Source organism: Pseudomonas sp. NFACC14, assembly GCF_900106885.1.
GTDB lineage: Bacteria > Pseudomonadota > Gammaproteobacteria > Pseudomonadales > Pseudomonadaceae > Aquipseudomonas > Aquipseudomonas fluorescens_AA.
The window spans coordinates 20,614-27,033 of record NZ_FNOA01000040.1; the positions used below are offsets into that span (position 1 = coordinate 20,614).

At 61.5% G+C, this 6,420-nt stretch carries 6 protein-coding genes; all 6 read right to left on the minus strand.

What is annotated here, in order from left to right:
* Positions 1-4: 4 nt before the first annotated feature.
* On the minus strand, positions 5-1,153 hold the full coding sequence (locus BLU85_RS29685) for an iron-containing alcohol dehydrogenase (RefSeq protein ID WP_092205527.1): 1,149 nt from the start codon (positions 1,151-1,153) through the stop codon (positions 5-7).
* 202 nt (positions 1,154-1,355) lie between these two features.
* A complete protein-coding gene (locus BLU85_RS29695; RefSeq protein ID WP_060740369.1) occupies positions 1,356-2,180 on the minus strand; it encodes an ABC transporter permease in 825 nt (274 codons plus the stop codon).
* 12 nt (positions 2,181-2,192) lie between these two features.
* Positions 2,193-3,440: an ABC transporter permease gene (locus tag BLU85_RS29700; protein ID WP_060740368.1), complete on the minus strand. Its 1,248-nt coding sequence runs from the start codon at positions 3,438-3,440 to the stop codon at positions 2,193-2,195.
* A gap of 201 nt (positions 3,441-3,641) precedes the next feature.
* Complete coding sequence (locus BLU85_RS29705) at positions 3,642-4,685, minus strand: ABC transporter substrate-binding protein (RefSeq protein WP_042730717.1); 1,044 nt, start codon at positions 4,683-4,685, stop codon at positions 3,642-3,644.
* 49 nt (positions 4,686-4,734) lie between these two features.
* A complete protein-coding gene (locus BLU85_RS29710; RefSeq protein ID WP_072342484.1) occupies positions 4,735-5,859 on the minus strand; it encodes an ABC transporter ATP-binding protein in 1,125 nt (374 codons plus the stop codon).
* 270 nt (positions 5,860-6,129) lie between these two features.
* On the minus strand, positions 6,130-6,420 hold a 291-nt coding region (locus tag BLU85_RS29715), incomplete at its 5' end, for a transposase (RefSeq protein ID WP_139212821.1).

Sequence of the window (6,420 nt, forward strand, 5' to 3'; positions counted from 1 at the left end):
TCGATCAATACGCCGCGCGGTAGATCTTCTCGATGTCGCTGGCGGTCAGCTTGCGTGGGTTGTTGCGCATCAGCCGCTCGATCCCCACGGCCTCCAGGGCCATGGACGGAATCACGTCCTCGGTCACGCCCAGGGTGCTCAGGCCCTTGGGGATTTCCACGGCGGCGCACAAGGCGACCATGGCCTCCACGGCTTCGTCGGCGGCCTCTATATCGCTCAGATGGCCAGTCCTGATCCCCATGGCTTCGGCGATGTCACGCATGCGCTCGACGCACGCCATTTTGTTCCACGCCATGACATACGGCAGCAACAATGCATTGGCGACGCCGTGAGAAACGTGAAAGCGCCCACCTAACGGATAGGCCAGCGCGTGCACCGCGCCAACCCCGGCATTGCCGAAGGCCATGCCGGCCATCAGGCTGGCGGTGGCCATGTCCTCGCGGGCTTGCAGATGGGCGGGGTTGGCGTAGGCCTTGGGCAAGGCCTTGCTGATCAGCTTGACCGCGCCGATAGCCAGGGCATCGGTGATCGGCGAAGCATTGAGCGACAGGTAGGCCTCGATGGCATGGACCAGCGCGTCGACACCACTGGAAGCCGTTACGCCACGGGGGCACGTGAGGGTCATCTGTGGGCTGACCAGCGCCACGTCCGGCAACAGAAAATCGCTGACGATGCCTTTTTTCAGCTGCGCGGCCTTGTCGGAAAGGATCGCCACGTTGGTGACTTCCGAACCGGTACCAGCGGTGGTGGGGATGGCAATCATGGGTGGGCCTTTGCGCGGCACCTGATCGACGCCGAACATATCTTGCAACTCGCCGTGGTACCCGGCATAGACGCCCACGCACTTGGCAATGTCGATGGCACTGCCGCCGCCCAGTCCGATCAGGCCATCATGACCACCGTCGCGGTAGGCTTGCATGCAATCCTCGACGATGGCGATTTCCGGGTCCGGCATGACCCGGTCGAAAATCTCGTAGTCGCGTCCGCCCAGATGTTGCAGGGCCAGCTCCACAGTGCCGGACTGGACCAACGCCGCATCGGTCACGATCAGCGGGTTGTCGACGTCCAGGCGCGTCAACTCGGCGGCCAGTTGCTCGATGGCAGCGGCACCGGTGATCAGTTTATGGGCGATCTTGAATGAGGAAAGACTCATGTGCGCGGCCTCTTGTTCGAGTGTGGGCTGGCACAAGAATAGCTCGGTATTGAGGGTTGTCTGCCATTCAGCTTATGAATGCAATGAGAAACCCTGTGGGAGCGAGCTTGCTCGCGATAGCGGTGGAACATTCAACATTGATGCTGAATGTCAGTGCGCTATCGCGAGCAAGCTCGCTCCCACATTTGGACGACGCTGACCTTCAGACCTGGGCAGTGCGCAACTTCTCGCTACGCCCACGCAACCACTCCAGGGTCAGCAGCAGGATCACCGAGAAGGCAATCAGCAGCGTCGCCGCCGCGGCGATGGTGGGGCTGAGGTTTTCGCGAATGCCGCTGAACATCTGCCGGGGCAACGTCGCCTGCTCGGGACCGGCCAGGAACAGGGTCACCACCACTTCATCGAACGACGTCGCGAAGGCGAACAGGGCCCCGGATATCACGCCCGGGGCGATCAACGGCAGGGTCACCCGACGAAACGCCGTCAGCGGCGAAGCCCCGAGGCTGGCGGCGGCGCGGACCAGGTTGTGATTGAACCCCTGCAAGGTCGCCGACACCGTGATGATGACGAACGGTACACCCAGCACGGCGTGGACCACGATCAGCGAGAGGAAACTGTTGCCCATCCCCAGCGGTGCGAAGAACAGGTAGCTGGCCACGCCGATGATCACCACCGGCACTACCATGGGCGAAATCACCAGGGCCATCACCAGCGCCTTGCCCGGGAAGTCACCGCGAGTCAGGCCGATGGCGGCCAGTGTGCCAAAGATCATCGCCAGCAACGTCGCCGCCGGGGCCACGATGATGCTGTTCTTGAGCGCCCGCATCCATTCGGCCGAGGCGAAGAAATCGTGGTACCACTGCAGCGAGAAACCTTGCAGCGGGTACACCAGGAAACTGCCGGAGTTGAACGACAGCGGAATGATCACCAGCACCGGCAGGATCAGGAACAACAGGATCAGCCCGCAGAGCGTGCGCAAGGTGTAGAACCACACCCGTTCGACGGGAGACATGTAAGGACTCAGCATTTCGATCTCCCCTTAGCTCAGGCGCAGGCGACTGGCGCCCACCAGCCGGTTGTAAATCAGGTAAAGCACGACGGTCGCCAGCAACAGCAGCCCGCCGAGCGCCGTGGCCATGCCCCAGTTGATACTGGTGTTGGTGTAGAACGCGACGAAATAGCTGACCATCTGGTCGTTCGGGCTGCCCAGCAGCGCCGGCGTGATGTAGTAGCCGATGGCGAGGATGAACACCAACAGGCAACCGGCGCCGACACCGGCATAGGTCTGCGGGAAATACACCCGCCAGAAACTGGCGAACGGATGGCAGCCCAGGGAAATCGCCGCCCGCATGTAGGTGGGCGAGATGCCCTTCATCACGCTGTAGATCGGCAGGATCATGAACGGCAGCAGGATATGGACCATGGAGATGTAGACACCGGTGCGGTTGAACACCAGTTCCAGGGGCTTATCGATGATGCCCATGGCCATCAGGCCACTGTTGATCAGGCCGCCCGACTGCAGCAGCACGATCCACGCGGCGACGCGCACCAGGATCGAGGTCCAGAACGGTAGCAACACCAGGATCATCAACAGGTTGCTTTGGCGCGACGGCAGGTTCGCCAGCAGGTAGGCCAGCGGATAGGCCAGCACCAGGCAGATCGCGGTGATGACCAGGCCCATCCAGAAGGTACGGGTGAAAATATCCAGGTAAATCGCCTGGTCGGGAGTCGCCGGGGCCAGTTCCCCCAGGTCATCGATGCGGTGGTCGACGGCCGCCAGCAGGTAGTACGGGGTGACGTTACTGGTGTTACGGCGGACCACCTGCCAGTACGCCGGATCGCCCCAACGCTCATCGAGGTTTTCCATGGCTTCTTTATAGGACGCCGGCTCGGTGGCAAACGGCAACGCCCGAGCAGTCTTGGTCAGCAGGCTGCGATAGCCGGCCAGTTCCATGTTCAGGCGCTTGGACAAGTCGCCCAGGGTCTGATTCTTGCGGGCTTCGGCCAGGTCTTCACTGGCAGCCTTGTACACCGGCTCGCCCGGCAAACCGCGTCCGTCCCAGGCCGCGACGGCAGCGACCGTGCGTGGCATGGCGCCCACCACTTCCGGGTTGCTGACGCTTTTGAACAGCAGCGCCACGATCGGCACCAGGAACACCAGCAACAGAAACAGCACCAGCGGCGCGATCAAGGCCTGGGCCTTCCAGCGGTTGACCCGCTCGGCGCGCTTGAGCCGTTGCTTGAGGGTGGGGCTGGTGCCCGCGTTCAGTGGAACGGCGATGGCCATGGCGAACTCCGCAAATCTTTTTATCGTTACAGGGGCGGCGGGCCGCCTCTGTTCTTTTGAAACACCCGATTGGAGCAAGAACCTGTGGGAGCGAGCTTGCTCGCGATGGCTACGGCACATTCAACATTGATGTGCCTGACAAACCGCTATCGCGAGCAAGCTCGCTCCCACAGGGATCTCATCCAGCTTCAGACCGTCGGGTTATTTGGCCGCCCAGGAGTTGAAGCGTTGCTCCAGTTGCTCACCGTTGTCAGCCCAGAAGCTGACGTCGATCTGCACCTGGTTGGCGATGTTTTCCGGGGTGGTCGGCATGTCTTTCAGGACATCCTTGGCCAGCAACGGCACAGCCTGGGTATTGGCCGGACCGTAGGCGATGTTTTCCGAGTAGGTCTTCTGCTGCTGCGGTGCAACCGAGAAGGCGATGAATTTCTTCGCCGCTTCGGCGCGGGTCTTGTCCAGGCCGCGCGGGATGGCCCAGGCGTCGAAGTCGTAGATACCGCCGTTCCACACCACTTTCAGGTTGCTTTCTTTCTGTACCGCAGCGATCCGGCCGTTGTAGGCCGAGCTCATGACCACGTCACCGGAAGCCAGGTACTGCGGCGGCTGGGCGCCGGCTTCCCACCACTGGATATTCGGCTTGAGCTCGTCGAGCTTCTTGAACGCACGGTCCTGGCCATCCTTGCCGGCCAGCACTTTGTAGACGTCTTTCGGCGCTACGCCGTCGGCCATCAGGGCGAATTCCAGGGTGTACTTGGCGCCTTTGCGCAGGCCGCGCTTGCCCGGGAATTGCTTGGTGTCCCAGAAGTCTGCCCAGCTGGTCGGCGCAGTCTTGAGTTTGTCGGCGTTGTAAGCCAGCACGGTCGACCACACGAAGAAACCTACGCCGCAAGGCTGGATGGCGCCCTTGACGTAGTCTTCGGTCTTGCCGAACAGGGCCGGGTCCAGTTGCTCGAACATGTCTTCGTCACAACCACGGGACAATTCCGGAGACTCGACTTCCACCAAATCCCAGGAAACGCTCTTGGTATCGACCATGGCCTTGACCTTGGCCATTTCGCCGTTGTACTCGCCAGCCACGATCTTGCCGTTGCCGGCCGCTTCCCACGGTGCGTAGAAGGCTTTGACCTGAGCCGCCTTGTTCGCCCCGCCGAAAGACACCACGGTCAGGTCCGGGCCCGCCGCCATCGCGCTTGCCGCACCCATCATGCCCAGTGTCAGGGCTGTGAACTTCAGGGATCTCAACATTTATTGTTCTCTCCACGTGCAGGGTTGGTGTTGGTACAGCAGGGGGCGATCAATTCGCCTCTAGAAGGGGATCGAGCGCACGCACATGCTCGACTTGCCAGCCAAGCGGAACCACGTCGCCGACGGCGAGCGCGGGATCGAGCTCGGCAATCGGTTGCTTCACGAAGAAGTCGTTCTTGCCGCAGACTTCCAGGCGAACCCGGACGTGGTCGCCCAGATAGATGAATTCCGCCACCCTCCCTGAGAAGCGGTTGACACATTGTTCGCTGACACCGTTGAGGCTCACCCGCTCCGGACGGATCGACAGGGTCACCGGCTCGCCGGGCTGACCGACATTCACCGCCAGGGCCTCGACTTTCTCGCCGCGCGCCAACTCCACCAGGCAACGATCGCCGGTGTGGCTGTGCAGGCGACCGTTGAGACGGTTGTTTTCACCGATGAAGTTGGCGACGAAAGTGTTTTTCGGCTCTTCGTACAGGGTGCGCGGTGGGGCGATCTGCTGGATTTCGCCCTGGTGGAACACCGCCACGCGGTCGGACATGGTCAAGGCTTCGCCCTGGTCGTGGGTCACGTAGACCACGGTCACGCCAAGGCGCTGGTGCAGGTGCTTGATTTCCATCTGCATGTGTTCACGCAATTGCTTGTCCAGCGCCCCCAGGGGTTCGTCCATCAGCACCAACTGCGGCTCGAACACCAGCGCCCGGGCCAGGGCCACCCGTTGCTGCTGGCCGCCGGACAATTGCGCCGGGTAGCGCTGGGCGAAGCTGTCCAACTGGACCATGCTCAGGACACGCTTGACCCGATCGCTCACGTCGCTCTTGTTCAGGCCTCGCACAGTCAGCGGGAACGCAAGGTTCTCGGCGACGGTCATGTGGGGGAACAAGGCGTAGTTCTGGAACACCATGCCGATGTCGCGCTTGTGCGGCGGCACATTATTGATCGAGCGCCCGGCCAGCAGGATCTCGCCGGCGGTTGGGGTTTCAAACCCGGCGAGCATCATCAGGCTGGTGGTCTTGCCGGAGCCGGAAGGCCCGAGCAGGGTCAGGAATTCGCCTTTGCGAATGTCCAGGTTGAGGTCTTTGACGATCAGGTTCTCGCCGTCGTAGCTCTTCTGCACACCACGAAAGCTGACCAGCACATCGCTGGCCCCCGCGCTTGAATCGACCTGGCTCATACCCGCACCTTTTGTTTTGATGACTGCTTGTGGATCAAGCCTAGTGGACCCTGGGGTCCGCGCAAATCGGGGCGCAGGAGAGAATCGCCTCAGCCGGATGGAAGAGTCGGGGTAGGGATCGCCCTACAAGGATGGCGGGATTGGGTAAATGCAACGGCGCGTTTTAAGCGCCAAGCTGCAAGCAGGGGCAAAAGGCGCTGTCGGGGTGTGTCGCAAATGGATATGCCGAGGCAAAACCCTGTGGGAGATTCTATGGTTGAGGGGAAGCCCTCAAGCCGCTTTGGGTTGGTATTCGCTTTGCTCTTTCAGCAGAGCGAATACGATCCGAGCCAGCTTGCGAGCCAGCATTACCAACGCCTGAGTGGTAGTGAAACCACGAGCTCTTTGCTTTTCATAGAAGCCTTTCCAGGCAGACGTGCGGCTAGCCGACATGGCGGCATTGTGTAACAGCCGACGAACTTCCGGGTCGCCTCGTTTACTCAAGCTGCGGCGCCCGTCTTTTTGTCCTGATTTCGACACTCGCAAGTCCATCCCCAAGAAGGCAATGAAAGCGTCTGCGTT

Coding starts and splice junctions, on each gene's coding strand:
- BLU85_RS29685 (WP_092205527.1), bottom strand. CDS start 1,153: ATGAGTCTTTCCTCATTCAAGATCGCCCATAAACTGATCACCGGTGCC.
- BLU85_RS29695 (WP_060740369.1), bottom strand. CDS start 2,180: ATGCTGAGTCCTTACATGTCTCCCGTCGAACGGGTGTGGTTCTACACC.
- BLU85_RS29700 (WP_060740368.1), bottom strand. CDS start 3,440: ATGGCCATCGCCGTTCCACTGAACGCGGGCACCAGCCCCACCCTCAAG.
- BLU85_RS29705 (WP_042730717.1), bottom strand. CDS start 4,685: ATGTTGAGATCCCTGAAGTTCACAGCCCTGACACTGGGCATGATGGGT.
- BLU85_RS29710 (WP_072342484.1), bottom strand. CDS start 5,859: ATGAGCCAGGTCGATTCAAGCGCGGGGGCCAGCGATGTGCTGGTCAGC.